Source organism: Phenylobacterium sp. LjRoot97, from assembly GCF_964254345.1.
In the GTDB taxonomy this organism is placed as follows: Bacteria; Pseudomonadota; Alphaproteobacteria; order Caulobacterales; family Caulobacteraceae; genus Phenylobacterium.
In genome coordinates this window covers 3,000,093-3,023,924 of sequence record NZ_CAXUTH020000001.1, presented here as the reverse complement: position 1 = coordinate 3,023,924, position 23,832 = coordinate 3,000,093, and the positions used below count along the sequence as shown (strand labels likewise).

Below are 23,832 nucleotides of genomic sequence, written 5' to 3'. Positions count from 1 at the left end.
GGGTATGTCGATGCGCGCGAAACTGTTAGCGGCCACCACGGTGGGGCTGGTTCTGGGGCTGCAGGCGCCGGGGGCCTGGGCGCAGACCGCCGGGCCGATCACCCCGCCCAAGGCGGTCTTCGGCTTCGACATCGGCGACGACTATTCGCTCGCCAACTACACGCAGCTGCAGACCTACTGGACGAAGCTGGCGGCCGAGTCCGACCGCATGAAGCTGACCAGCATCGGCAAGACCGCCGAGGGCCGCGACCAGCTGATGGCCATCGTCTCGACGCCCGAGAACCTCAAGAACCTGGCCCGCTATCAGGAGATCGCACGCAAGCTGGCCAAGGCTGAGGGCCTGACCGACGCCGAAGCCAAGGCGCTGGCGAAGGAAGGCAAGGCGATCGTCTGGATCGACGGCGGCCTGCACGCCACCGAGACCGTGGGCGCCCAGCAGGTCACCCAGATGCTCTACGAGATGGTCAGCGGCAACGACGCCGAGACGCTCGGCTTCCTCAAGGATGCGATCATCCTGTTCGCCCACGCCAATCCGGACGGCATGGAGCTCGTGTCCAACTGGTACATGAGGAACAAGGACCCGCAGAAGCGCGAGATGGAGGCGGTTCCGCGCCTCTATCAAAAGTACGTCGGTCACGACAACAACCGCGACTTCTACATGTCGAACCAGGCGGAAAACATCAACATCAACAAGGTGTTGTACCGCGAGTGGTTCCCGCAGATCGTCTACAACCACCACCAGACCGGGCCTGGCGGGATGATCGTCTTCATCCCGACCTTCCGAGACCCCTTCAACTACAACCTCGATCCGCTGGCGATCACCGGCCTGGACGGGGTCGGCGCCTTCATGCACGAGCGGCTGATCCGCGAGGACAAGGCCGGCTCGGGCCGTCGCAGCGTGGCGACCTATTCGAACTGGACCAATGCGACGCTGCGCTCGACGGCGCTGTTCCACAACTCGATCGGCATCCTGACCGAGATCAGCGGCTCGCCGACCCCGATCAAGATCGACCTGATCCCCAAGGAGCAGCTGGCGCGCAACGACTTGCCGATGCCGATCGATCCGCAGAGCGATTGGAAGTTCAAGCAGTCGATCGACTACTCGATCAGCATGAACCGGGCGGTTCTCGACTACGCCACGCGCAACAAGGAGAACCTGCTCTACGCCTTCTACAAGATGGGCAAGAACGGGGTCGACAAGGGCGCGCGCGACACCTGGACGACGACGCCCAAGCGGATCGCGGCCCTGGAGGCCGCCGCCAAGGCCGGTCCGGCGTTCGATCCTGGCCCGGTGCGCTGGGGCATGGGGCGCGCGCCGAACGCCGTCGATCCGAAGCTGTTCGAGCCCATGCTGCGCAATCCGGCCGATCGAGACCCGCGCGGCTACATCATTCCCGCCGACCAGACCGACGTTCCGACCGCGGTGGCGTTCGTGAACGTGCTGATCAAGGGCGGCGTGGACGTGGAGGTCGCCAAGGCCCCGTTCACGGCCGGCGGCAAGAGCTATCCGGCCGGTTCCTACGTCGTGAAGACCGGCCAGGCCTATCGCGCCCACGTGCTCGACATGTTCGAGCCCCAGGACCATCCGGACGACTTCCCGTTCCCCGGCGGCGCGCCGATCCCGCCCTACGACGTCGCCGGCTACACCCCGGCCTACCAGATGGGGATCAAGTTCGACCGCATCCTCGACGGGTTCGATGCGCCGACCGAAAAGCTGCCGGACATCGTCGCGCCCCCGCCCGGCAAGATCGTCGGCGACGGCGGCGCGGGCTACCTGATCAGCCACGAGGTCAACAACGCCTTCATCGTCAAGAACCGGCTGCTGAAGGCTGGAAAGCCGGTGTTCTGGGTCAAGTCGGCGGTCACCGCGGGCGGCAAGTCGTTCACGCCGGGAGCCATCTGGACGCCGGCCGGCCCGGGCGTGCGCGAACTGATCGAGAAGGCGGCGCGCGACACCGGCGTCGACGCCTACGCCCTCGACGCCAAGCCGACCGGTGAGGCCATGGCCATCAAGCCGGTCCGCATCGGCCTGGTCGACGTCTATGGCGGCAACATGCCCTCGGGCTGGATCCGCTGGATCTTCGAGCAGTTCGAGTTCCCGTACGAGGTCGTCTATCCCAAGCAGCTGGACGCCGGCGGCCTGGCCAAGAAGTACGACGTCCTGGTGTTCGCCAACGACATTGTCGCCGAGCCGAACGCCCGCACACGGCCGCAGCCCAAGGCCGAGGATATTCCCGCCGAATTCCGGCCCTGGCTGGGGACCATCACCGAGGCCAAGACCGTGCCGCAGCTGGACAGCTTCGTCCGCGGCGGGGGCACGCTGATCGCCATCGGCAGCTCGACCAAGCTGGCCAAGGACCTGAAGCTGCCGGTCAGCGACGCGCTGGCCGAGACGGGGGCGGATGGAAAGCTGGTCCACCTGCCGCGCACGAAGTTCTTCGTGCCCGGCGCGATCATGGCCAACAAGGTCGATATCAGCGACCCGCTGGCCTACGGCATGCCCGAGGACGTGAAGGTCTACTACTACAACAGCCCGGCTTTCAAACTGGACCCGAACGCCGCCGGGGTGCGCAGCGTCGCGACCTTCCCGGGTCCCAAGACCCTGCTCAGCGGCTGGGCCTGGGGGCAGGAGCGGCTGGCGGGCGCCAGCTCGATCGTCGAGGCCGACCTGGGCAAGGGCAAGGTGTTCCTGATGGGCCCCGAAGTCACCCAGCGGGGCCAGTCGCACGGCACCTACAAGCTGTTCTTCAACGGCCTGTTCTACGGACCGGCCGCCGCGGCGGCCCCGAAGTCGGCGTCCCTCCCGACGAAGTCCGGCGAGGAATAGGCCGGGCGCGCGCCGCCCCCGCGGGGCGGCGCGCTTTCCCCAACCTGGGAGCGGTCCGATCCGCAAGTTCCTGAGTTCGCCCCGGCCCGGCGCCATCTGCGCCGGCGTGGGCCTTTTCGTGCTGATGTTCAGCCCCTTGCAGGCGCTCGCCGCCGAGGACGAGGCGGGGCTTCGCGATCTCGTCGCGCGGCAGGCCGGCGAGATCGAAGACCTGAAGGCGCGGCTGGCGGCGTTGGAGACGGCGGTCGGCCGCGCCGCGGCGGCGCCGGCCGCCAAGCCCGTGGCCGCTCAGGCGCCGCCGACGACGGCGGCCACCGTCATCAACTGGGGGCGGACGGTCCCCGAGCTCATCAATCCCGAGCGTCAGCTGAGCTTCCGGCCCAAGGGGCGAATGCTGGCCGACGCCTCCACGACCTGGGGATCGGAGCATCCGGCCCGCAACATTTCGGGGACGGAGCTGCGCGCCCTGCGGCTCGGCTTCGAAGGCGGCCTGGGGCCGAGCCTGGCCTACGCCTTCGAGGTCGACTTCGCCGACAACAACGCCTCGGTGAAGGGGGCCTATCTCGCCTGGCGCGATCGCTGGGACGGGACGGACATCGAGGTGTCGCTCGGCAACCGCCTCAGCGAACGCAGCATCGAGGGCTCCAGCAGTTCGGAGGCGACGCCGTTCATGGAGCGCAACGCCGTGGCCTCGGCGATCACCCCGCTCAAGGGGTTCTACGGCCTGGGCGTGCTCGGCAAGGCCTATGGGCCGAGCTGGCACCTGGCGGCCCAGGTCGCCGGCGACGACGTCAGCGGCGGCGAGGCGCGCGACACCCTGACCTACATGCTGCGCGGGCACTGGAACCCGGTCCGCTCCGCCGGGGCAGCGATCCACCTGGGCGGCTGGGGTTTCTATGAAGCCTATCCGGCCGGGATGGCGAGCCTGTCGCGGAGCAGCCTCTGGGGCGGCCATTTCAACGACAATGTGCAGGTCCCGCTGGGCGCGATCGGCGGGCCGGACCGGGGGTATGGCTATGGCCTGGAGCTGGGGGGCGTGCGCGGCCCGCTATGGAGCTTCCTGGAGGCCGGGCGCCGCACGATCGACGCAGCGGGCGGCCGGGTCGAGATCGACGCCTGGGCCTTGTCGGCGGGATGGATCCTGACCGGCGAGGGCGCGCCCTACAGCCCCCGCGGCGGCACGTTCGTGCGGATCGCGCCCAACGCGCCGCTGTCCAAGGGCGGTCTCGGCTCGCTGGAGCTGACCGCCCGCTATCAGGGCCTCGACAACCGCGCGCCGCTCGGCGGCGAGGGGCGCGAGGCGACGCTGGGCGCGACCTGGCGGTTGGAGGACTGGATGCGGGTCATGCTCAACCTCAGCCTCTGGGAGGTCCGCCATCCGTCCGGGCCCTATGGCGGCCCGGACGACGGGGCGACCCTGGCGAGCCGCCTGCAGCTGTCGTTCTAGCCGTGGCGTCCCTCGCAGCGGGGCGTCGGCGGCAGGGTCAGGTCGGCCGTCGCCGCGGCCAGCTTCCGGCAGGCTTCGCGCAGCGACGCCGGCGAGGCGGCGAACGAGAACCGCAGATGCCCCGGACCGCCGAACACCGAGCCGGGCACCGCAGCGACGCCCGCCACGTCGAGGAAGTGGGCGGCGACGTCCAGGTCGCTGGCCAGCACCTTGCCGGCGGCCGTACGCGCGCCGATCAGGCGCTCGATGCGGGGGAACACATAGAAGGCGCCGTCCGGCGCGGGGCATTCGAAGCCGGGAATGGCGTTGAGCAGGGCGACCAGTTCGTCGCGGCGCTGGCGGAAGGCCTCGACCATGTCGCGGCGGCGGTCCTGCGGGCCGCTGAGCGCGGCGGCGGCGGCGGCCTGGCTGATCGAGCAGGGGGCGGACGTGGTCTGGCTCTGCACCGTCGCCATGACGGCGATCAGCGGCGCCGGCCCGATCCCCCAGCCGATCCGCCAGCCGGTCATCGCGTAGGCCTTGGAGGCGCCGCTGACGACCAGGGTGCGGGCGGCCAGTTCGGGGCGGGCCATCGGCAGCGGCGCGCGCACGGCGCCGTCGTAGACCAGGTCCTCGTAGATGTCGTCGCAGAGCAGCCAGACGTGAGGATTGGCGGCCAGCACGGCGGCGATCTTGTCGACTTCGGCCTCGTCGAGCACCGAGCCGGTCGGGTTGCCGGGCGAGTTGAGCAGCAGCCAGCGGGTGCGCGGACCGATGGCGCGGGCGATGGCGTCGGCGTCGATCCGCCAGCCGCGCTCGGCCGACCAGCGGCCCTTGGCGATCACCGGGCGGCCGCTGCAGATCCGCACCATGTCGGCGTAGGAGGTCCAATAGGGGGCGGGGAGGACGACCTCGTCGCCGGGATTGAGGGTGGCGTCGAAGGCGTTGTGGATCACCTGCTTGGCGCCGGAACTGGCGATGATCTGGCGGTTGTCGAGGGGCATGCCGCGGGCGGCCATGCGCCAGGCGATGGTCGAGAGCAGGTCGTTGGAGCCGGTCAGGGCGGTGTACTTGGTCTGGCCCTGGTCGATCGCCTGCTTGGCCGCGATCTTGATCGACTCCGGCGTGTCGAAGTCCGGCTCGCCGACGGTGAGGTCGATGATCGGGCGGCCCTGGGCGCGAAGCTCCCTGGCGCGCGCCGACAGGGCGAGGATGGGCGAGACTCCGATTTCGGAGATCCGGGCGGCGGTCCTGAGCAACGCGTCTTGCAATGGGGTTCTCTGTGTAATCGTGGGTGTACTCGACCTGATAATTTAAGTGATTGTTGTGGCTGATGTGGAGCGAGTATTTCGGATGATGTCATGAGTTGGCGTAATAAACTGCTTCAGTTCATGACGTATTGAATGCGCGTTGAGTATAATTTCGCGTCCATGACTGATGGTCGGGCGGGCGAATTTATCCCGCGCAGATTTGTCGCGGCCTGCTGAGGTGATAGACGCGCGCGGCGTCTTCATAAGGACGGCAAGCGAAAGAGGACCGCGCGACCTGGGCATGACGCAGGCAAGCAGCGTCGAAATGGACGAGATGGCGCGTCGCTATGCGGTTCCGCTGGCGCGCTATTTCCGCGCGCGCGTGCGCTCGGCGGCCGACATCGACGACATGGTGCAGGAGGTGTTCCTGCGGCTGGCGGCGCGGCGCGAGGGCGGGACGCTCGAGGCGCCCGAGAACTACCTGTTCACGGTGGCCGCCAGCGTGCTGAACGACAGCTTCCGGCGGGCGGCGCGGCGCGGCGGCGCGCATCAGTTGTTCGACGAGCGGCTGCATGCGGAAGAGGATTTCTCGCCGGAACGGGTCTATCTGGGCCGCGAGCAGCTGCGGGTCGTCGAGACGGCGCTGCACGAGTTGCCGGAGCGCACGCGGGTGGTCTTCGTCCTGCATCGCTACGAGGAGATGAGCTACGCGCAGATCGCGCGGCAGCTGCAGGTGTCGGTGAGCGCGATCGAAAAGCACATGATCAAGGCGCTGGCCCACCTGACCAAGCGGGGGAGGCGCTCATGAGCCCCGCCCTGTTGAACCGTGATCCGGACGAGGTCGCCGCCGAGCTGTTCCTGCGGCGCCGCGCGGGCGACTGGAGCGAGGCCGACGCGCGCGAGCTGGCCGACTGGCTCGAGGCCGCGCCGTTGCATCGCGAGTGCTTCGAAGATGTCGAGCACATGTGGGGCGCGGCCGGCGAGGGCGCCGGCAGCCCGGCCGTGCGCGCGATGCGGGCCGAGGCGCTGGCCGCCCAGCCGCAGGGCCGGCGCTGGCCGATGCGCAGCTTCGCGGCGATGGCCGCCTCGCTGGCGGTGGTGGTCGTGGCTGGCGGCGTCGGGCTGCTGACCCAGCGCGAAGGCCTGCTGGCGCCGGCGGTCGAGCGCCAGGCGCAGGTCTACCGCACCGCCGTCGGTGAGCGGGCGACGGTGACCCTGGCGGACGGCTCGCGTCTGCTGCTCAACACCGCCAGCGAGGTGCGGGTCGACTATTCTGCCAAGCGCCGCGGCCTGCAGCTGGTCTCGGGCGAGGCCTGGTTCGACGTCGCCAAGGACGCCTCGCGGCCGTTCGTGGTCGGCGCGGGCCAGCACACGGTCACGGCGGTCGGCACCTCGTTCGACGTGCGCCTGGAGAAGGCCGGGCTGCGGGTGGCGGTGGTCGAGGGCAAGGTGGCGGTCGACGCGGTCGGCCGCGGCCGGGTCTCCGAGGTCAAGGCCGGCGAGCGCATCGACGTCGAGGGCCGCGCGGCGGTGCTGCGTCCGTCCGGGCCGGTGGCCGGCGACTGGCGCGAGGGGCGGATCGAGTTCGCTTCGGCGACGCTGGCCGAGGCCGCGGCCGAGATGAACCGCTATCGGCGTACGCCCATCGTGGTCACGGATCCCGCCGTGGCGCGGATGCGGGTCAGCGGCGTGTTCTATTCGGGCGAGAACAGCGGCTTCCTGGACGCCTTGCCCCTGACCCACCCGGTCTCGGTGCAGGTCGGAGGCGACGCCGTGCGCATCGGACCGGCCCGCGACAAAAAAACTTCATCTTTGAAGTGAGGCGCCCGCGCGCCCTGGCGTCTTCGCCTGGAAACCCGCAGTTCGCGGGGCGGGGTTAGAAGGGGGCGCGTATGTCGTTCAATCATCTCAAGGCCATGGCGTTCGCCACGTCGGCGGCCGTGGCTCTGGTCGGCTCGGCCGCCTGGGCGCAGGCCCCGGCGCGGGCGCAGTTCGACATTCCGGCCCAGGACCTGGGCGCGGCGCTGCGCAGCCTGGGCGTCCAGGCCGGCCGCGAGGTGCTGTTCGACCCGGCGGTGGTCGACGGCCTGCGCGCTCCGGCCGTGCGCGGCGACATGGCGGTCTCCTCGGCGGTCGAGCGGCTGCTGGTCGGGCAGGGCCTGCGTTCGCGTGAGAGCGGCCGGACCATCATCATCGAGCGCGCGCCGGCCGGGGCCAGCGTGAGCAAGGCCTCGACGGCCGGTCCGCTGGTCGCCGCGAGCGAGCCGGCGGAAGTCGCCGAGGTCGAAGAGATCATCGTCGTCGGTTCGAACCTGGCTGGCGTCACCGAGCGCGGCCTGCTGCCGGTTTCGGTCGTCGACCGCCGCGAGCTGGAGATGACCGGCGCGGTCACCGCCGGTGAAATGATCGCCGCCCTGCCGCAGTCCGGCGGCCAGGCGTTCAACAACGAGCAGCAGGGCCCCAACCAGGCGCGCGGCGACGTCGCCTCGGCCAACCTGCGCGGGCTCGGCTCGGGCAACACCCTGGTGCTGCTGGACGGCCGCCGGATGGTAGGGCACCCCGGCACCCAGCAAGAGGGCTCGGTCCCCGTCCAGGTCGTCAACCTGAACACCATTCCGGCCACGGCCCTGAAGCGCGTCGAAGTGCTGCGCGACGGCGGCGCGGCCATCTACGGCTCCGACGCGGTGGCCGGCGTGCTGAACAACGTGCTCGACGACAGCTATGTCGGCGGCCAGATCGTCGCCCGATACGGCGGCTCGGAAGGCACGAAGCTGGCCGAGACCTCGCTCGGCGCGAAGTGGGGGCGGGAGTTCAACGACGGCGCCACGCACGTCGCCCTGTTCGGCGAGTACTTCGACCGCACGGCCATGCCGGCCAGCGACCGCGACTACGCCTCGACCGACAACCTCGGCAGCCGCGTTCCTTCGCAGTACGCCGGCAGCTTCGACAACCGCTCGAGCCTGACGCCCTGGCTGACCGGTCGGGTCGGGACCGCGGTGACCAACTTCGGACCGTCCTTCACCGCCTTCCACATGCAGCCGTGCTCGTACACCGGCTCGGACGCCCAGGTCGGCGGCGGCGTCTGCATCGACGGCGGCTCGGCGACGCTCGACACCTCGCTGCGCACCGACGAGGCGCCGGAACGCACCATGTCGCCGAGCTCGGAGCGCTACAGCCTGATGGCCGTGGCCAGCCACGACTTCGGCCCGGTCGAGTGGTTCGGCCAGGCGCTGTACTACGGCGCGACGTCCAGCTCGGTCCGCGGCGGCACCACCAACCTGACGTCGGCTCCGCTGACCATCGGCGTCAACAACCCCTACAACCCGTTCGGCTCCGGGCCCGGCCGCCTGGCCGGCTACACCGGCCCGGCCCAGGCGATCACCGTCGTCGGTCTGCGGGTGGACGATGTCGGCCGCCGCCGCATCGACGTCGACTCCGACGCCTATCGGCTGCTGAGCGGCCTGCGCGGCGACCTGGGCGACTGGTCGTGGGAGAGCGCGCTGCTCTACTCGCACGCCCGCACCAAGGACGTCGAAAGCAACCGCGTCAGCAACACCGCTCTGCAAGCGGCGCTGAACAGCAGCGATCCGACCCGCGCCTACAACCCGTTCAACGGCGGCGACCTCAGCAATGTCGGCGGCTTCGACGCCACCTCGAACCCGGCCTCGGTGGTCGATCCGCTGCGGGTCAGCATCTCGCGCGACGGCACCACCAGCCTGGCCCTGTGGGACGCCAAGATCAGCAACCCGAACGCCTTCAGCGTGCTGGACCGCAATGTCGGCCTGGCTTTCGGCGCCGAGTGGCGGCGTGAGACCTTCAAGGACGACCGCGACCCGCTGATCGACGGCACGGTCACCTTCGCCACCGCCGGCGGCCCGACGAGCGATGCGATGGGCTCCAGCCCGACGCCCGACACCTCCGGCTCGCGCAAGGTGTTCTCGGCCTTCGCCGAACTGCAGACCTCGCTGATTCCGGAAGACGCCGACATCCCGCTGGTCCAGAGCCTGGACCTGCAGCTGGCCGCCCGCTTCGAGGACTATTCGGACATCAACGAGCAGGTCCTGAAGCCGAAGGTCGCCCTCGGCTGGCGCCTGAACGACAACCTCCTGGTCCGCGCCGCCTATTCCCAGGGCTTCCGCGCGCCGAACCTGGAGACCGTGAACGCCTCTGAGATCCGCCGCGTCCAGGAAAACCTGACCGACTACTACAGCTGCGCCGTGGCGCAGGGCGTGACCCAGTTCTCGCAGCTGAACCGCGCGGGCTGCTCGGCCTATCGCTACAACGTCGAAGACGTGCGGGCCGGCAACAAGGACCTGAAGTCCGAGACCAGCGACAACTTCAGCGCCGGCGTGGTGTTCACCCCGACCCCGGACCTGATGTTCTCCATCGACTGGTGGCGGATCGAGCAGGACGGCGTGGTCGGCGTGTTCGAGTCGCAGGACCACCTGAACCTCGACGCCATCGGCCGCCTCGGCGGCTCGGGTCCGAACCCGGCCCTTACCCGCAACACGCTGGGAGAGCCGATCCGGATCGCCAACCAGTTCCTGAACCTCGACTCCCGCACCATCGAAGGCATCGATCTCAGCGCCACCTGGCGGATCGACGCCACCCAGTTCGGCGACTTCCGCCTGGGTGTCGACGTCTCCCTGCTGCAGAAGTTCGACCAGACGCCGTCGGCGGAATCGGCGGCCCTGCTGGCGGCCGGCCTGCCGGCCAGCGCCGGCGGCTCGCTGATCGAGCAGGACGACAACCCGCGCACCCGCGGCCAGGCCTATGCGACCTGGACGTCGGGCCCCTGGGAGGTCTCCGGCTACGCCCGCTATGTGGGCGGGGTGAAGGACAGCTCGGCGCTGCTCTACAAGGGCGACGACTGGCTGACGTTCAACGCCGCGGTCGGTTATGCGGCGGACGAGGGCGCGCTGGCGGGGATGAGCTTCCGCGTCGGGGTCAACAACCTCACCGACGAGGATCCGCCGCTGGCCGACGAGACCTTCGGCTACTTCACGAAGCTCTACAGCAACCGCGGGCGCTACTGGTTCGCCCAGGTGACCAAGAACTTCTAACGGCCCAGTACCCGGCCCGCGGCGCCCGCCGCGGGCCCTTCTGCTTTTCCGGAGACCCCATGCGCCTGACCGCGACCCTCGCCGCCATTCTGGCGGCCGCCAGCCTCGCTGCGCCCGCCCAGGCCCAGGCCGTCAAGGGCGCGGCCGAGTACATCCTCGACTATGACGCGATCCATCATCCGGTGATGGGCCGCAAGGGGATGGTGGTCAGCCAGAGCGAGATCGCTTCGCAGGTCGGCGCCGACATCCTGCGCCAGGGCGGCAATGCGGTGGATGCGGCCGTGGCGACGGGGTTGGCGCTGGCCGTCACCCTGCCGCGCGCGGGCAATCTCGGCGGCGGCGGCTTCATGCTCGTGCATCTGGCCAAGGAGAAGAAGACCCTCGCCATCGACTACTACGGCCAGGCGCCGGCGGCGACGGACGCGGCGCTGCTAGCCGGACCGAACGGCAAGATGGATCCGGCCAAGCGCTACTCGCACCGCGCCGTCGCTGTGCCGGGCACGGTGAAGGGCCTCTACGAGGTGCATCGCCAGTACGGCAAGCTGCCCTGGAAGAAGCTGGTCGAGCCGGCGGTGAAGCTGGCGAGCGACGGCCTCATCCTGACCGATGACATGACCTATGCGCTGGACGTCTATCGCGAGGGTCTGCTGGCCGACGCGCCGTCGGCCAAGGCGCTCTACAAGGCCGGCGGGGCGACCTATGTCCCGGGCGAGCGGCTGAAGCAGCCGGACCTGGCCTGGTCGCTGCGCCAGATCCGCGACGGCGGCGCCGACGCCTTCTATCGCGGCGAGCTTGGCCGCCGCGTGGTGGCCGGCGTGCAGGCCGGGGGCGGGGTGCTGACCCAGGCCGACCTGGCCGGCTACGAGATCAAGATCCAGGAGCCGCTGTGGTGCGACTATCGCGGCACGCCGGTGGCCTACATGCCGCCGCCGGCCGCCGGCGTGCTGCTCTGCGAGCTGATGAACATCGTCGAGCGCTTCCCGATGGCCGAGTACGGCCAGAACAGCGTCCAGTCCCTGCACGTCAACGCCGAGGCGATGAAGCTGGTGTTCGCCGACCGCGCCAAGTTCATGGGCGGCTGGCCGCAGTACCAGCCGCCGGTGGGCGGCCTCTCCAGCAAGGCCTACGCGGCCGAGCGAGCCAAGCTGATCGACCTCGGCAAGGCCATGGACCAGAAGGTTTCGCCCGGCGACCCGCTGCTGTTTGAAAGCCGCGACACCACCCACTATTCGGTCGCCGACGCCGAGGGCAACGTGGTCAGCAACACCTTCACGCTCGGCTCGTCGTTCGGCGCGCACGTGATGGCGGCCGGCACCGGCTTCTTCCTCAACGACGCCATGGCCAACTTCGCCTGGGGCGGCGACGAGCGCGCCAATGCGCCCGAGCCCGGCAAGCGGGTGATCTCGACCATCACCCCGCTGATCGCCTTCAAGGACGACAAGCCCTGGCTGGTCGCCGGCACGCCGGGCGGCACGCGGATCATCCCGGCTATGGCGCAGCTGCTGAGCAACGTCGTCGACCACAAGCTGAACGTCGCCGAGGCGACGCAGCGGCCCCGCATCTTCCAGGCCGCCAGCGACACGCCGATCGAGTTCGAGCCGGGCTTCCCGATCGACATGCTGAAGCTGATGGAGGCCAAGGGCCACAAGACCCGCACCAGCCTGACCATGGGCTCGACCCAGTCGATCATGATCGAGGACGGGGTGTTCGAGGGCGGGGCCGACAGCCGCCGGCCCGACGCGGCCGCGGTTCCCGTCGACTAGGGGTTGCACGCCAGGGGTTGCCCCCCGACCGATGTAGTGGCACGGTTAGTGTCAATATAAGGTCGGGAGGCGACGATGAAGCGGCGTTGGAAGTGGCTGGGCGCGTCCGTGCTGGTGCTGGCGGCGGGGGCCGGGCTGGCGGCGGCGAACCGCACGACGATCCTCTCGATGATCGCCCGGGCGCAGATGCCGCCGGTCGAGGACAACCGCGCGGTGGCCTGGGCGCAGGGACCGCAGGCGCCGGCCGAGGGCGAGCGGCCGCCGAACGTGGTGTTCATCCTGGCCGACGACCTCGGCTACAACGACATCACCATCAATGGGGGCGGGGTGGCGAACGGCGCCGTGCCGACGCCCAACATCGACTCCATCGGCCAGCAAGGCGTGGTGTTCGCCGCAGGCTACGCCGGCAATGCGACCTGCGCGCCCTCGCGGGCGGCGATCATGACCGGCCGCTATCCGACCCGTTTCGGCTTCGAGTTCACGCCGGCCCCGGTGGCGTTCGCGCGGATGGTCGGCACCGAGGCCGAGCCCGGCGCGATCGTGAAGCCGAAGTTCTTCGCCGACCGCATCAAGGACATGCCGCCCGCCAGCACCGTGCGTAATCCGGCGGCGGTCAATGCGCTCAGCATGCCGTCCAGCGAGATCACCATCGCCGAGGTGCTGAAGACCAAGGGCTATCACACCGTCCACCTGGGCAAGTGGCACCTGGGCGGGCAGAAGGGTTCGCGGCCGGAGGATCAGGGCTTCGACGAGAGCCTGGGCTTCATCGCCGGCGGCTCGATGTTCCTGCCCGCCAAGGACCCGAACGTCGTCAACTCCAAGCAGGACTGGGACGCCATCGACCGCTTCCTGTGGCCGAACCTGCCGTACGCCGTGCAGTTCAACGGATCGTCGCTGTTCAAGCCCAAGGGCTACATGACCGACTATCTGACCGACGAAGCGGTGAAGGCGATCAAGGCCAACCGCAACCGGCCGTTCTTCCTCTACTACGCGCCCAACGCCATCCATACGCCGCTGCAAGCGACCAAGGCCGACTACGACGCGTTGCCGCAGATCAAGGACCACCGCACCCGGGTCTATGGCGCCATGACCCGCAACCTCGACGCCAACATCGGCCGGATCCTGCAGGCGCTGAAGGACGAGGGGCTGGACCAGAACACGCTGGTGATCTTCTCGAGCGACAACGGCGGCGCCGGCTATGTCGGGCTGCCCGACGTCAACAAGCCCTATCGCGGGTTCAAGTCGACCTTCTTCGAGGGCGGGGTGCGCACGCCGTTCTTCATGCGCTGGCCGGGCGCGATCAAGCCGGGCACGACCTATGGCTATCCGGTCGGGCACATCGACATCTTCGCCACCGCGGCGGCGGCGGGCGGGGCGGGGCTGCCGACCGACCGGCCGATCGACGGCGTCGACCTGCTGCCGCATGTCCAGGGCAAGAACACGGCGCGGCCGCACCAGACGCTGTTCTGGCGTTCGGGCCAGTACAAGGCCGTGCTCGACGGCGACTGGAAGCTGCAGGTCAACGGCGCGCGCGACAAGGTCTGGCTCTACGACCTAGCCAGCGACCCGACTGAGCAGCGCGACATGGCCGCCGCCCAGCCGGAGAAGGTCAAGGCGCTGAAGGACCTCATCGCCCGCCAGGACGCCCAGAGCGTCAAGCCCATCTGGCCCTCGCTGCTGCAAGGGCCGGTGTTCATCGACAAGCCGGGCGGCGTTCCTCAGAAGGCCGGCGACGAATACATCCTGTGGGACAACTGACGATGGCGCTGCTGCCGCCTTCGACCAACGACCAGTACCGAGGCGCACAGCTCTCGGCGTGGGCGCTGGGCCTGGCGGCGCTGCTCACGCTCGGGCCGGGGCTGATCCACAGCTTCCTGCCGGATGGGGGCGCTGTCTCCATCGCCGGTCTTGACCTTGGCGACCGCCGCGATCTCGTGATCGGCGTGTTCGCCTGGCAGGGCGCGACGCAGATCGCCTTCGGCCTGGCCATGCTGGCGGTCGCCGTCCGCTACCGCAACCTGACGCCGCTCATGCTCTGCCTGCTCGTCGTTGAACGCGCCCTGATGGCCTTGCAGGGCTGGGTGCTGCGGCCGCCGGCGAGCGGCCACCATCCCCCCGAACACTATGGCAGTCTGATCGGCGCCGGACTCGCGGTCGTCTTCCTGGCGCTGTCCCTGCGCCCGCGGCCCTAGAAGCCCGCGCCCGGCCTGGTGCGGATGTTGAGCTGTCCCGCCAGGCCGGCGGTGCGGTGGTGCTCGATGGCGTGCATCTGCGGCGACATCGCCATCTGCTGGAAGGCCGCGAGCGAGGGGTACTCGGCGAGCGCCACCATATCCCAGAGCTCATCGACCTCGCCGATCAGCAGGCCGGTGACGTGGCCGCCGTAGCGGATGTTCCCACCCAGGCCCTCGACAAGTTTGCGGACCTCCTCGGCATAGCGGGCGTAAGCCTCCGCGCCGGTCAGGTCGGAGTCCGAGCCGTCGGGGTACTCGGCCTTCGGCTTGAATTTCAGCAGATTGACCATGACGAAGGGGCCATCCTCGCCGGCCCCGAAGAACTCCATCGCCTGTTCGTGCGGCGGGTAGACGGCGTTGACGACGTTCATGGCGGGCTCCCTAGCCGCGTCGGGCGATGAGCCCGCCGATCACCTCGACGATGGCCTCGGAGCTGTCTTCCTGCAGGAAGTGGCCGCCGGGCAGGGTGACGTGCGGCTGGCCCTGGGCGCCGGGGACGCGGGACTGGAACACGGCCTCGCCGCCCTTGGTGATCGGGTCGGCGTCGCTGAAGGCGGTGACCAGCGGCTGCTCGAACCGCTCGAGCACCTTCCAGGCCTCCAGGTTCTGCGCGACCGAGGCGTGCTCGGGCGTCACCGGCACCAGGGCCGGGAACTGGCGCGCGCCTTCCTTGAAGCTCTCGTCCGGGTAGGGCGCGTCGTAGGCGGCGACTTCTTCCGGCGACAGGTCGCGGACCGTGCCGCCGTTGATCAGCATGCCGATCGGCATTTGCGGGACCGACTGGCTGAAGTCGAGCCAGGCCTTGAAGCCGTCGGTCATGCCGCCGCCGGTCGGCAGGCCGGTGTTGGCGACGACGACGCCGGCGAAGCGCTCGGGGAAAGCCGCGACCAGCCGCAGGCCGATCAGACCGCCCCAGTCCTGGCAGAAGAGGGTGAGGCCGTTCAGGTCGAGCTTAGTCAGCCACTCGGTCATCCAGGCCACATGCCGCTCGTAGGTGTAGTCGGCGCGGTCGGCCGGCTTGTCGGAGCGGCCAAAGCCGATGAGGTCGGGGGCGATCACCCGGCAGCCCTTGGCGACCAGGCCGGCGATGACCTTGCGATAAAGGTAGGCCCAGGACGGTTCGCCGTGCAGCAGCAGGACCGGGGCGCCGTCGCGCGGGCCCTCGTCGACATAGTGCAGGCGCAGGGACGTTCCGTCGGCGTCGGTCAGCTGGTGATAGCGCGGCGCGTAGGGCCAGTCGGGCAGGGCGGCGAAACGGTCGTCCGGAGTGCGCAGGATCTGCATCGGGGCCTCGGGGCTAGTCAGTCGTTGAAACTAATGACACTATGCGTGTCATTATAATGCGAGGCGGTCAAGCCGGGGAGGGAAGCGATGGCGCGTGGGTGGAAGATCGGCGTGGCCGTATTGGCGGCGGTCGTGGTCTCGGGGCTGGCGGCCTGGGCGTTCCGCGGCCAGATCGCGGTGGCCGGGATGGAGCGCATCTTCGACAAGGCCATGGCGCCCGATCCCTATTCGGACCTGCCCGACGGCCTGCATGTCGGGCTCTGCGGCTCGGGCTCGCCGATGCCCGATCCTGGGCGGGCCGGGCCCTGCACGGCGGTGCTGGCGGGCCGCCAGCTGTTCGTCATCGACGCCGGGGCGGGCGGCACCAAGAACCTGGCCCTGATGAACCTGCCGCCCGGCATGGTCGACGCGGTGCTGCTGACGCACCTGCATTCCGACCACATCGACGACCTGGGCGAGCTGATGCTGCAGCGCTGGGCCGGCGGCGGGCGTGACGCGCCGGTCCCGGTCTATGGCCCGCTGGGCGTCGACAAGGTCGTGGCCGGGTTCCAGGACGCCTATCTGATCGACCGCGGCTACCGCATCGCGCACCACGGCGAGAAGGTCACGCCGCCCAGCGGCTTCGGCGGGCTCGCCCGGCCGTTCGCCGCGCCGCGCAACGGCCCCGACGTGGTGCTGATCGAGACCCCCGATCTCAAGGTCACTGCGTTCCCGGTCGAGCACGCGCCGGTCGAGCCGGCGGTCGGCTACAAGTTCGTCTACAAGGGCCGCAGCGTCGTGGTCAGCGGCGACACGGCGGTCTCGGCGCGGGTCGAGGCGGCTTCGAAAGGCGTCGACGTGCTGGTGCACGAGGCCTTGGCCCCGAACCTGGTCGCCATCCAGAACAAGGCGGCCGCCGAGCATGGCCGCACGAACCTGGCGGCGATCACCCACGACATCCTGTCGTACCACACCGCTCCGGAGGACGCGGCGCGGATCGCCGAGCGCTCGGGCGCGCGCTACCTGCTGCTGACCCACATCATTCCGCCGCTGCCGATCCGGGCGCTGGAGGGGCCGTTCCTGGGCGACTCGCGCAGGCTCTATTCCGGCCAACTGCGGGTCGGGCACGACGGCGACCTGATCAGCCTGCCGGCCGGGACCGACGATATTCGCTACACTAACCGCCTGGCGATCTTCCGATAGGAGGCGTTCGAGATGAAGGACCCCATCGCGCTCTCGGGCGCGCCCGGTTCGCCCTACACCCGCAAGATGCTGGCGGTGCTGCGCTACCGGCGCATTCCCTACCGCTTCCTGCCGCCGTCGGGGCCGGCGCTGGCCGGCTTGCCGCAGCCGAAGGTCTCGCTGCTGCCGACCTTCTACCTCCCCGACGAGAACGGCGAGCTGGCGGCGGTCACCGACTCCAGCCCGATCATCCGCCGGCTGGAGCGCGAGCACGGCGGCCGCAGCCTGATCCCTGAGGATCCGGCCCTGGCGTTCCTCGACGAGCTGATCGAGGACTTCGCCGACGAGTGGCTGACCAAGGCGATGTTCCACTACCGCTGGGCCTATGAGCCCGACATCGCCAAGTCAGCGGCGATCCTGCCGTGCTGGCGCGGCTTCTGCGTGTCCGACGAGGAACTGGCCGAGCGCGGGCGGCAGTTCGCCGGGCGGCAGATCGGGCGTTTGCGCTATGTCGGCTCCAACCCGGTGACCGGGCCGCTGATCGAGGCGAGCTATCAGCGGTTCCTCGAGGCGTTCGAGGCGCATCTGCGCCACTGGCCCTATCTGCTCGGCCGCCGGCCAGGGGCGGGGGACTTCGCGGTGTTCGGACAGCTGACCCAGTTGGCGGCCTTCGATCCGACGCCGATGGCCCTGACGCTGCGGACCGCGCCGCGGGTGGCGGCCTGGGTCGGGCTGATGGAGGACCTGTCGGGGCTGGAGCCAGGCGCGGGCGACTGGATCTCGCCGGCTGCGCCGCCGCCGACCCTGGCGCCGCTGCTGGCCGAGATTGGACGCGGCTATGTCCCGGTGATGCTGGCCAATGCGCGGGCGGTGATGGCCGGCGCCGAACAGGTCGAGGCGAGCGTCGAGGGCCAGCCCTGGACCCAGCAGCCGTTCCCCTATCAGGCCAAGTGCCTGCGCTGGCTGCGCGAGTCGCACGGGCGGCTCGACGCCGGCGCGCGGGGCGCGGTCGACGCCCTGCTGGCCGGTACCGGCTGCGAAACCATGTTCTCCCCTGGAGCTTGATCCCCGCAGGCCTTAGTCAGGGCTCAAAGAGTCTGCGGGGGCGGAGCGTTGGGTCAGGAACGGTCGGTGGACGGACGGCGGCGGCGAGGCGAGGACAATCGCGCCCGCATTGTCGCGGCGATGCTGGAGATCATCCAGGAGGGCGAGGTTTCGCCCGGCGCCGAGCAGGTCGCCGAGCGCGCCGACGTCGGGCTGCGCACCGTATTCCGGCACTTCAGCGACATGGACAGCCTCTATTCGGAGATGTCCGAGGCCATCGAGCGGGAGATGCAGGCCGCCGTCGATGCGCCGTTCAAGTCGGCCGATCCGCGTGAGCGCGTCGTCGAGCTGGTCGCCCGGCGCGCTGCGGTGTTCGAGAAGATCGCCCCGTTCAAGCGCGCGTCGGACGCGCTGCGACACCGCTCCCGGTTCCTGGAAGCGGCCAGCGAGCGGCTGGTGGCGGCGCTGCGGGCGATCCTGGTGCGCGAGCTGCCGGCCGGCGTCGATCCGCTGCTCGTCGAGAGCCTGGACCTGCTGCTGAGCTGGGAGAGCTGGGCGCGGCTGCGGCGCGAGCAGAGGCTTGCCCCCGCCCGCGCACGCGAAGTGCTCGAGGCCTCGGTGCGGCGGCTCCTGGCCTAGCGCGAGCGCTGGGCCAGGAAGGCGCGGATGTCGGCGGCCAGCAGCCGGGCGCTGTCGTCGCCGAGATAGGGCATGTGTCCGGACGGATAGACCTTCATGGTCAGCCGGTCGCGCGCCAGGCCCGAGTGACGGGCGACGGTCTCGGCCGCGCCGAAGGTGGTGACGAGGTCGTAGTAGCCGGAGCCGACGAACACCCCGAGCGCCGGGTTGCGGCGCATGGCGGTGGCGAGGTCCTCGGCGTAGTTGCGCGGGCCGGCGCCCCAGTTCCAGCGCGAATTGACGTCGGCGAAGGCGATCGACTGATAGGTCGAGGGCGCCTTCACCCTGAGGTCCTGCTCGACGTACTGGTTGAGGCCGGCGACGAACGAGGGCGTGTACTGGCCCATGGCCGGATCGTCGGCGACGGGATCGCCGCCGCTGGCGGCCAGCGGCAGGGTGTAGCGTCCGTCATAGGCGCCGATCTGCAGGCCTTTGTCCTTCAACAGCAGCTCGCCGAACTTCGAGAGCGAGATGCGCAGGTCGGCGTCGAGCCAGGCCTGGGCCGGGAGGCCGGTCAGGGCGGCGAGGCCCTCGGCGACCTTGGCCTTGTCGGCGGCGGGCAGTTCCTCGCCGGCGTAGAGCGCCGGCAGATAGACCTCGCGAGCGAAGCGGCGGGCGTTCTCGGCGGCGGCTTCCGCCGACGGGCCGGCGGCCTTGCCGTGGACCCAGGCGGTGGCGGCCATGGTCGGCAGGCTGGCCAGCGCGCTGCGGTCGTCGCCGGCCCCGCCGCCGCGGTTCATGTCGAAGGCCGGCCCTAGGATGATCACCCCGTTCAGGGTCGTGGCGCCCAGGGCGCCGGCCGGCGACATCGGCCCGCCCATTAGGTTGGTCGCGACGACCGAGGCGCGGACCGTGCCGTAGCTCTCGCCCATCAGGAACTTCGGCGAATTCCAGCGCCCGTTCGCGGTCAGCCAGCCCTGGATGAACTCGCTGGTCGCGCGCGCGTCCTGGGCGACGCCGTAGAAGTCCTCGGCCTTGCCGCCCGGCAGCAGTCGGCTGTAGCCGGTGCCGATCGGGTCGATGAACACCAGGTCGGCGACGTCGAGCAGCGAGTAGGGATTGTCCTCCAATGCGAAGGGCGGAACCGTCGGCGGCTTGACCGGGTCGGCCATGGCGATGCGCCGCGGACCGAGCATGCCCATGTGCAGCCAGACCGACGACGAACCGGGGCCTCCGTTGAACACGAAGACGACCGGACGGTCGGGCTTTGCGCCCTTGGCCACGTAGGAGAAGCTGAACAGGCTGGCGGCCGGCTGGCCGTCGGCGCCCTTGAGGGTCGTCTCCTGCAGGGTGGTCCGGTAGGCGACCTTCTTGCCCATGAAGACGCCGGCGTGGTCGCTGGCGAAGGCGCGCGGCGCGGCGACGACGGGGGCGCGATCCCGCTCAGCCTGGGCCGGGGCCGCGGCCGCGGCGAGCAGCAGGGCGGCGAGGCCGGCCGACATCAGATGGCGCATTGGCTGTCCGGAACTTGGGTGCGGGCCCAGCGGTAGCCGTCCTGGGCCTGGCCGCGGGGCAGATAGGTGATGGCGAGATCCTTGCCGTCGCGGCGGATCTTCAGGGTGATGGTCTGCTCGGGCTTGGCCTGGACGGCGTCCAGCACCACGGCCTCGGTGATCTCGTCGCCCTCCCGGACCCCGGCGACGGCGGCCTGCGATCCGGCGACCAGGCCCTTCACGATCCGCGGGCTGCTGGTCAGCGACGCGCTGTCGAAGCCGAGCTCGAAGGCGCGGAAGCTGGCGGCTTCGCGCTTGAAGCAGGGACCGTAGGCGTTTGACGATGGGACCAGCAGGGCGCCGGCCATCATCGCGGCGTGCTCGGAGCGCGCCTGGGGGCCCAGCTCAGCGGTGATGAGCTCAAGCCAGGCGTCGGTGTCGTAGGGCTTTCCGGCTTCGCGCCGCGCCATCATCGCCTTGACCAGGTCGTCCAGCCGGCGCTTGCCGCCCGACTTGTCGCGGACCTGGGCGTCGACCATGGCCATGTAGAAGGCGCCGCGGTCGTAGGGCAGCTTGCGCACCCGCGTGTCGCTCCAGAACTTGGCGGCGATCTCGCTGGCCGGCGCGGTGCGGACCGGGTTGCCGTAGTAGCTCTGCGCCCGCTCGTTGATCTGGGCCAGGAAGTCGTCGGTCGTGATCAGGCCCGAGCGCCACGGGATGGTCGCCGAGTAGAACTCGGCGAGCCCTTCGCCGTACCAGGAGATGATGCCGTTCGGGCCGTTCAGGCTGCCGGGCCAGTTGTGGACGATCTCGTGCGCCAGGTGGTGCCGCATGCCGTCGACGGTCGGGGGCGGATCGTCGCCGAAGCCGGACATGAACGAGTTGATCAGCCCGGCGCCGCCCGTGCCCGGATAGGGGTTGTGGCGGAAGAACACGCGATAGGGCTTGCCCGGTTCGCCGAAGAAGGTGGCGATGGCGGTGCGGGCCTTCTCGGTCCACTCCGCGACGGCCGGCACGTCGAACGGCGGGGTCCCCAGCCAGTAGATCGCGAACGGCTGGCCGCTCGAGGCCTCCGGATAGCTCTTCATGGGGCCGGCCATGTAGAAGGTGTTGGCCAGCAGTTCGACCGGCCCGACCAGCTTCAGCTGGCCTTCGCCCAGGCTCTGGGCGCCGCGCGAGCCGGCCGGCATCGCCGCCAGGTCCCAGTCGAGCCCGAGGCTGTAGGGGCGGCTGTTGTCGGGCAGGGCCAGGAATGTCACGCCGGCGCCGTTGAGGCCGCCGGCCTCAGGGCGCAGGTCGAAGGGCGGGCCCGAGCCCAGCTTGGGCCGGAACGCCGCGGCGGTGGCGGCATAGCGGACGGTGACGTCGCCCTGCGTCGGGCGTGCGACCTGCCAGCGGCGGAAGTAGAGAAAGTTCGCCGCGTCGGCCGGGTCGTCCTTCTGGACCAGCGGCACCGCGCCCTTGGCGTCGGTCACCTCGATCTGGGCGGCCTCATAGCGCTGGGTCTCCACCGAGGCGAAGACCATCGGCAGGCGCAGGAAGGGTTCGCCCGGCTTGGCGTTCGGCGCCTGCAGCTTTAGGGTGACGCCGACCTTGTCGACCGCGCCGCCGCTCTGGTGCGGGGCGAGGGTGAGGTTCAGGGCCGGGGGCGCGTTCTGGGCGCCGGCGCTCGTGGCGAGCGCCAGGGCGGCCGCGGCGGCGGCCAGCAGGGTCTTGGTCTTCATCAGGCGGGCGGGGTCCGTGGCAGCGCCGACAGCAGGCGGTCGACGTCGTTCATGTCGTTGAACACCGCCAGCGAGACCCGGAAGCGGTTCTGCGAGACGGTCAGGCGGATGTTGGCGGCCTTCATCAGGTCGCCGAGCTTGGCGCGGGCGTCCTTCAGCGCGAAGGCGACCAGGGCGGTGCGCGAGTCGGGCGGGGTCAGCGGCTGGTAGCCGCGGCCGCGCAGTTCGGTCTGGACGGCCTTGATCAGCGGCTGGCGGGCGGCCTCGATGGCCGGGACGCCGAGGTCCCTGATCAGGCCGAGCGAATAGTCGAGCTGGACGACGCCGGTCCAGGAGGTCGTGCCCATGGCGAACTTGCCGGCCGCGTCGGGCGACATGCCATAGGTGGCCGCGCCGGGGCCCGGCTCGTCATAGGGAAAGACGTGGGACTTGAAGGCGTTGACCTGGTGATAGCCCCACCACGGGCGCTTCACCTTGTCCTGGATCTCCTTGCGCACGTAGAGGAAGCCCAGGCCGAAGTCGCCCATCAGCCACTTGTAGGAAGACGCGGCGGCGAAATCGACGCCGGCCGCGCGCAGGTCGATCGGCGTCACCCCGACGGCGTGGACCATGTCGACATAGACATAGGCGCCGTGGGCGTGGGCCAGGTCGCAGACCGCCTTCAGGTCGTGCGCGAAGCCGTTGTTGGTCGAGACGGCGCTGATCGACACCAGCTTGGTGCGGTCGTTCACCGCCGCCGCCATCTGGCCCATGTCGATGCGGCCTTCCTTGGTCATCGGCAGGGTGACGACGTCCATCCCGGCCTTGCCAAGCTCGCCGTAGGTGTAGAACGAGCCGAAGAAGTGCAGGGCGTCGGTGACGATGCGCCCGCCGCTCTCGGGAATGCCGAGCGCGCGGATCACCAGGTTCTCGCCCATGGTGGTCGACTGGATCAGCGACAGTTCGTCCGGCGCGGCGCCGACCAGCTCGCCGAACTTGGCGATCATCGCGGTTTCCTTGGCCCCGACGCTGTAGTTCGAAACCGTGCCGTCCTGGGTCTTGTAGCGGAGGTACTCCTCCAGCGCCGTGCGCGCGCCCAGCGGCATCGGGTGGGTCGAGCCGGCGTCCAGATGGGTGAACGGCATGCTGGCGAACTCGGCCTTGGCCGGCAGCCGGGCGGCGGGCGAGGCCTGGACCGCGGCGGCGGCCGACTGGGCCAGCGCCCCGCTCGAGGCGGCGGCGGCGACGAGGGCGCGACGCGTCAGCTTCATGATGATCTCGCACTCTTGCGGCCAGGTCCGGCCGTGCTCGAAACGCTATGAGCCGCCGGGCGGATTTTCTTGTCGTTCTCTACGGCGACGGTCGCCGCGGCGGCGAGGATTATGCGGTCCTCGGCGCCCACGCTGCATTACTCATGCGCCAGCGGGGCGGTCAGCGGAACTTGCGCGCCCGCATCGGGATGGCGGTGGTGCTCTTGGACTCGGTCAGGGTCACGATCGAGCGCACGTCGACGACCCCTGGCAGCTTCAGCAGCGTCGAGAAGATGAAGTCCTGATACCAAATCACGTCCGGCGCCAGGATCTTCAGCATGGCGTCCATTTCCCCGAAAACCGTATAGCACTCAAGGATTTCGGGGATGTCGTTGATGGCCTTGTGGAACTTGGCGCGGTCCTCGTCGCTCAAGGTCGTCATCTTCACCTGGGCGAAGATCTGCATCTTGAAGCCGAGCTTCTCGCGATCGACGATCACCACCTGAGCCTTGATGTAGCCTTCCTCGCGCATGCGCTGGATCCGGCGCCAGCAGGGCGACTGCGACAGGCCCACGCGTTCGGCGAGCTCGGCGGTCGAGAGCGATGCGTCGCGCTGCATCAGCTCCAGGATCTTCATGTCGATGGCGTCGAGCTCGGCGGGCATAGCTTATGTCCTTCGTTCGATATGGGCGCATAGCGGATGCGGCTATCGGCGA

The 23,832-nt window shown here is 69.8% G+C and carries 18 protein-coding genes; 11 read left to right on the top strand and 7 right to left on the bottom strand.

Features of this window, described 5'->3' with window-relative positions:
• Positions 1-10 precede the first annotated feature (10 nt).
• The gene (locus ACSQ2H_RS14980; RefSeq protein WP_436062186.1) at positions 11-2,827 is read left to right on the top strand and encodes a M14 family metallopeptidase; all 2,817 of its coding nucleotides are present in this window, start codon (positions 11-13) and stop codon (positions 2,825-2,827) included.
• Positions 2,828-2,933: 106 nt separating this feature from the next.
• A complete protein-coding gene (locus tag ACSQ2H_RS14975; protein ID WP_436062185.1) occupies positions 2,934-4,274 on the top strand; it encodes an OprO/OprP family phosphate-selective porin in 1,341 nt (446 codons plus the stop codon).
• On the opposite strand, the gene ACSQ2H_RS14970 is transcribed toward ACSQ2H_RS14975, so the two are convergent.
• Positions 4,271-5,524, bottom strand: a complete 1,254-nt coding sequence (locus ACSQ2H_RS14970; protein WP_436062184.1) for a pyridoxal phosphate-dependent aminotransferase — start codon at positions 5,522-5,524, stop codon at positions 4,271-4,273. The genes ACSQ2H_RS14975 and ACSQ2H_RS14970 overlap by 4 nt on opposite strands.
• A gap of 280 nt (positions 5,525-5,804) precedes the next feature.
• Here ACSQ2H_RS14970 and ACSQ2H_RS14965 point away from each other — a divergent pair, with 280 nt between their 5' ends.
• From ACSQ2H_RS14965 to ACSQ2H_RS14940, 6 genes are all read left to right on the top strand, one after another.
• Positions 5,805-6,311, top strand: coding sequence for an RNA polymerase sigma factor (locus ACSQ2H_RS14965; RefSeq protein ID WP_436062183.1), 507 nt, complete (start codon positions 5,805-5,807; stop codon positions 6,309-6,311).
• Complete coding sequence (locus ACSQ2H_RS14960; protein ID WP_436062182.1) at positions 6,308-7,324, top strand: FecR family protein; 1,017 nt, start codon at positions 6,308-6,310, stop codon at positions 7,322-7,324. The genes ACSQ2H_RS14965 and ACSQ2H_RS14960 overlap by 4 nt, the downstream gene beginning before the upstream one ends.
• A 71-nt stretch (positions 7,325-7,395) precedes the next feature.
• Complete coding sequence (locus ACSQ2H_RS14955; RefSeq protein WP_436062181.1) at positions 7,396-10,566, top strand: TonB-dependent receptor; 3,171 nt, start codon at positions 7,396-7,398, stop codon at positions 10,564-10,566.
• Between the two features lie 59 nt (positions 10,567-10,625).
• Positions 10,626-12,329: a gamma-glutamyltransferase gene (ggt, locus tag ACSQ2H_RS14950; protein WP_436062180.1), complete on the top strand. Its 1,704-nt coding sequence runs from the start codon at positions 10,626-10,628 to the stop codon at positions 12,327-12,329.
• A gap of 75 nt (positions 12,330-12,404) precedes the next feature.
• Positions 12,405-14,087 carry a sulfatase-like hydrolase/transferase gene (locus ACSQ2H_RS14945; protein WP_436062179.1) on the top strand — a complete coding sequence of 561 codons (1,683 nt, stop codon included), beginning with the start codon at positions 12,405-12,407 and terminating at the stop codon, positions 14,085-14,087.
• Positions 14,075-14,521, top strand: a complete 447-nt coding sequence (locus ACSQ2H_RS14940; RefSeq protein ID WP_436062178.1) for a hypothetical protein — start codon at positions 14,075-14,077, stop codon at positions 14,519-14,521. The genes ACSQ2H_RS14945 and ACSQ2H_RS14940 overlap by 13 nt, the downstream gene beginning before the upstream one ends.
• Here ACSQ2H_RS14940 and ACSQ2H_RS14935 read toward each other — a convergent pair.
• Both ACSQ2H_RS14935 and ACSQ2H_RS14930 read right to left on the bottom strand, forming a co-directional pair.
• Positions 14,518-14,934, bottom strand: coding sequence for a DUF1330 domain-containing protein (locus ACSQ2H_RS14935; protein WP_436062177.1), 417 nt, complete (start codon positions 14,932-14,934; stop codon positions 14,518-14,520). The two genes, ACSQ2H_RS14940 and ACSQ2H_RS14935, sit on opposite strands and share 4 nt — an antisense overlap.
• 10 nt (positions 14,935-14,944) lie before the next feature.
• A complete protein-coding gene (locus tag ACSQ2H_RS14930) occupies positions 14,945-15,847 on the bottom strand; it encodes a haloalkane dehalogenase (protein WP_436062176.1) in 903 nt (300 codons plus the stop codon).
• An 87-nt stretch (positions 15,848-15,934) separates the two neighbouring features.
• Between ACSQ2H_RS14930 and ACSQ2H_RS14925 the strand changes: the two genes are divergently transcribed.
• From ACSQ2H_RS14925 to ACSQ2H_RS14915, 3 genes are all read left to right on the top strand, one after another.
• The gene (locus ACSQ2H_RS14925) at positions 15,935-17,029 is read left to right on the top strand and encodes an MBL fold metallo-hydrolase (protein ID WP_436062175.1); all 1,095 of its coding nucleotides are present in this window, start codon (positions 15,935-15,937) and stop codon (positions 17,027-17,029) included.
• A 12-nt stretch (positions 17,030-17,041) separates the two neighbouring features.
• The gene (locus ACSQ2H_RS14920; protein WP_436062174.1) at positions 17,042-18,073 is read left to right on the top strand and encodes a glutathione S-transferase family protein; all 1,032 of its coding nucleotides are present in this window, start codon (positions 17,042-17,044) and stop codon (positions 18,071-18,073) included.
• A gap of 66 nt (positions 18,074-18,139) precedes the next feature.
• Positions 18,140-18,691, top strand: coding sequence for a TetR/AcrR family transcriptional regulator (locus tag ACSQ2H_RS14915; RefSeq protein ID WP_436062173.1), 552 nt, complete (start codon positions 18,140-18,142; stop codon positions 18,689-18,691).
• On the opposite strand, the gene ACSQ2H_RS14910 is transcribed toward ACSQ2H_RS14915, so the two are convergent.
• From ACSQ2H_RS14910 to ACSQ2H_RS14895, 4 genes are all read right to left on the bottom strand, one after another.
• Complete coding sequence (locus tag ACSQ2H_RS14910) at positions 18,688-20,184, bottom strand: S10 family peptidase (RefSeq protein ID WP_436062172.1); 1,497 nt, start codon at positions 20,182-20,184, stop codon at positions 18,688-18,690. The two genes, ACSQ2H_RS14915 and ACSQ2H_RS14910, sit on opposite strands and share 4 nt — an antisense overlap.
• A complete protein-coding gene (locus ACSQ2H_RS14905; protein ID WP_436062171.1) occupies positions 20,172-21,887 on the bottom strand; it encodes a hypothetical protein in 1,716 nt (571 codons plus the stop codon). The genes ACSQ2H_RS14910 and ACSQ2H_RS14905 overlap by 13 nt, the downstream gene beginning before the upstream one ends.
• On the bottom strand, positions 21,887-23,137 hold the full coding sequence (locus ACSQ2H_RS14900) for an aminotransferase class V-fold PLP-dependent enzyme (RefSeq protein ID WP_436062170.1): 1,251 nt from the start codon (positions 23,135-23,137) through the stop codon (positions 21,887-21,889). The genes ACSQ2H_RS14905 and ACSQ2H_RS14900 overlap by 1 nt, the downstream gene beginning before the upstream one ends.
• Before the next feature lie 160 nt (positions 23,138-23,297).
• Complete coding sequence (locus ACSQ2H_RS14895; protein ID WP_183774014.1) at positions 23,298-23,780, bottom strand: Lrp/AsnC family transcriptional regulator; 483 nt, start codon at positions 23,778-23,780, stop codon at positions 23,298-23,300.
• Positions 23,781-23,832: the final 52 nt, after the last annotated feature.

Excerpts from the sequence above, each read along its gene's own strand:
- ACSQ2H_RS14980 (WP_436062186.1), top strand. The coding sequence starts at position 11 with ATGCGCGCGAAACTGTTAGCGGCCACCACGGTGGGGCTGGTTCTGGGG.
- ACSQ2H_RS14965 (WP_436062183.1), top strand. The coding sequence starts at position 5,805 with ATGACGCAGGCAAGCAGCGTCGAAATGGACGAGATGGCGCGTCGCTAT.
- ACSQ2H_RS14960 (WP_436062182.1), top strand. The coding sequence starts at position 6,308 with ATGAGCCCCGCCCTGTTGAACCGTGATCCGGACGAGGTCGCCGCCGAG.
- ACSQ2H_RS14955 (WP_436062181.1), top strand. The coding sequence starts at position 7,396 with ATGTCGTTCAATCATCTCAAGGCCATGGCGTTCGCCACGTCGGCGGCC.
- ggt (WP_436062180.1), top strand. The coding sequence starts at position 10,626 with ATGCGCCTGACCGCGACCCTCGCCGCCATTCTGGCGGCCGCCAGCCTC.
- ACSQ2H_RS14945 (WP_436062179.1), top strand. The coding sequence starts at position 12,405 with ATGAAGCGGCGTTGGAAGTGGCTGGGCGCGTCCGTGCTGGTGCTGGCG.
- ACSQ2H_RS14935 (WP_436062177.1), bottom strand. The coding sequence starts at position 14,934 with ATGAACGTCGTCAACGCCGTCTACCCGCCGCACGAACAGGCGATGGAG.
- ACSQ2H_RS14930 (WP_436062176.1), bottom strand. The coding sequence starts at position 15,847 with ATGCAGATCCTGCGCACTCCGGACGACCGTTTCGCCGCCCTGCCCGAC.
- ACSQ2H_RS14925 (WP_436062175.1), top strand. The coding sequence starts at position 15,935 with ATGGCGCGTGGGTGGAAGATCGGCGTGGCCGTATTGGCGGCGGTCGTG.
- ACSQ2H_RS14920 (WP_436062174.1), top strand. The coding sequence starts at position 17,042 with ATGAAGGACCCCATCGCGCTCTCGGGCGCGCCCGGTTCGCCCTACACC.
- ACSQ2H_RS14910 (WP_436062172.1), bottom strand. The coding sequence starts at position 20,184 with ATGCGCCATCTGATGTCGGCCGGCCTCGCCGCCCTGCTGCTCGCCGCG.
- ACSQ2H_RS14905 (WP_436062171.1), bottom strand. The coding sequence starts at position 21,887 with ATGAAGACCAAGACCCTGCTGGCCGCCGCCGCGGCCGCCCTGGCGCTC.
- ACSQ2H_RS14900 (WP_436062170.1), bottom strand. The coding sequence starts at position 23,137 with ATGAAGCTGACGCGTCGCGCCCTCGTCGCCGCCGCCGCCTCGAGCGGG.
- ACSQ2H_RS14895 (WP_183774014.1), bottom strand. The coding sequence starts at position 23,780 with ATGCCCGCCGAGCTCGACGCCATCGACATGAAGATCCTGGAGCTGATG.